The sequence below is a fragment of the Cellulomonas septica genome (assembly GCF_012396155.1).
Taxonomy (GTDB): domain Bacteria; phylum Actinomycetota; class Actinomycetes; order Actinomycetales; family Cellulomonadaceae; genus Cellulomonas; species Cellulomonas septica.
On sequence record NZ_JAAXOY010000734.1, the window covers coordinates 1 to 1,662 of the forward strand.

The following is a 1,662-nucleotide window of genomic DNA, read 5'->3' on the forward strand; positions in this document are numbered from 1 at the left end:
CCCGACGCGACCGACGCGACCGACGCCGCCGGGGCGATCACGACCACCGGCGCGCCGCCCGGCACCGGCGGCTCGCGCACCACCGTCGACACCGGTCTCGTCTGGACCGACCCGTCGACGGGGCGCTCGCTCCCCCTGCACGGCCTCGCGATCGTCGAGACCAAGACCGGCTCCACGCCGTCGTCGACGGACCGGCTGCTCTGGCGGCACGGCCACCGGCCCGTGCGCGTCTCGAAGTACGGCACCGGCCTGGCCGTCCTGCACCCCGACCTCCCCGCCACGCCGTGGCGCCGCGTGCTCGACCGGCACGTTGCCGCCGCGACCCGCTGACCCACCACCCACCAGATCGGAGCACCACCGTGCGACTCCACCGCGGGCGCCTCGTCGCCCCCACCGCCCTCGTCGCCGGCCTCGTGGCCGCGACCCTCGTCGGCTGCTCGGCGGCCGACGCAGCCTCCACCGGCTCGTCCGGCACGTCGAGCAGCACCGCGACCGCGACGGCCACCGACGCCGACGTCACCGTCGAGAGCACGCTCGCCGACAACACCGCCTGGCACGAGACCACGGCGACCGACGACACGTCGTCCGCGACGACGATCACGCTGGACGGCACGACGGCCACGGTCGACGGCGACGGCGCGACGGTCGACGGGTCGACGATCACCGTCACCGCCGCCGGCACGTACGCCGTCTCCGGCACGCTCACCGACGGGTCGCTGGTCGTGGACAGCCCCGACGACGGCACGGTCGTCCTCGTCCTCGACGACGCCGACCTCACGAGCTCGACGACGTCACCGCTCCAGGTCACGGACGCCGGCGACGTGGTCGTCGTGCTCGCCGACGGGTCGACCAACCACCTGGCCGACGCGACGACGTACGCATACCCGGACGCCGAGGCCGACGAGCCGAACGCGGCCCTGTTCAGCACCGCGGACCTCACGATCACCGGCAGCGGGTCGCTCGACGTCGAGGGCCGGTCGAACGACGGCATCGCGAGCAAGGACGGCCTGGTGGTCGAGTCCGGCACGATCACGGTCGACGCCGTCGACGACGGGATCCGGGGCAAGGACTACCTCGTCGTGCAGGACGGCACGCTCGACGTCACGGCCGGCGGCGACGCGCTGAAGTCCGACGAGGCCGACGACGCCGCGCTCGGGTACGTCGCCGTCCTGGGCGGTGACCTCACGCTGACGTCCGGCGACGACGGCGTGACCGCGGCGACCGACGTCGTGCTCGGCGACGGGACCGTCACGGTCACCGCGGGCGGCGGCCACGACGCGACCCTCGCCGACGACGCCTCGCCGAAGGGCCTGGTCGGCGACGTGTCCGTCGTCGTGGGCGGCGGCACGCTGCGCGTCGACGCGGCCGACGACGCCGTGCACTCCGACGGGGTTGTCGCGGTCACCGACGGCGACGTCACGCTCGCGACGGGCGACGACGGCATCCACGCCGAGGGGGCCCTGCGCGTCGCGGGCGGCACGCTCGACGTGGCGACGGCGGTCGAAGGGCTGGAGGCGCCGGTCATCACCGTCGCGGGCGGCGACACCTCCCTGACGACGAGCGACGACGGCGTCAACGCGACGGCGGGGTCGACGACGACCGACGCTGCGGGCTCGACCGGTGGTGCGGGCACCGCGGCGGGCTCGGGCACGGCGGCGGGCT

Annotated in this window: 1 protein-coding gene and 1 pseudogene; both read left to right on the plus strand. The window is 75.4% G+C overall.

The genetic code is table 11. The features are described from left to right. Positions 1–330, plus strand: a pseudogene (locus tag HGA02_RS18670) (molecular chaperone); the annotation flags it as partial. A gap of 29 nt (positions 331–359) precedes the next feature. Then, positions 360–1,662, plus strand: a 1,303-nt coding sequence (locus tag HGA02_RS18675; protein ID WP_343035614.1) for a carbohydrate-binding domain-containing protein, incomplete at its 3' end; no start/stop codon positions are given.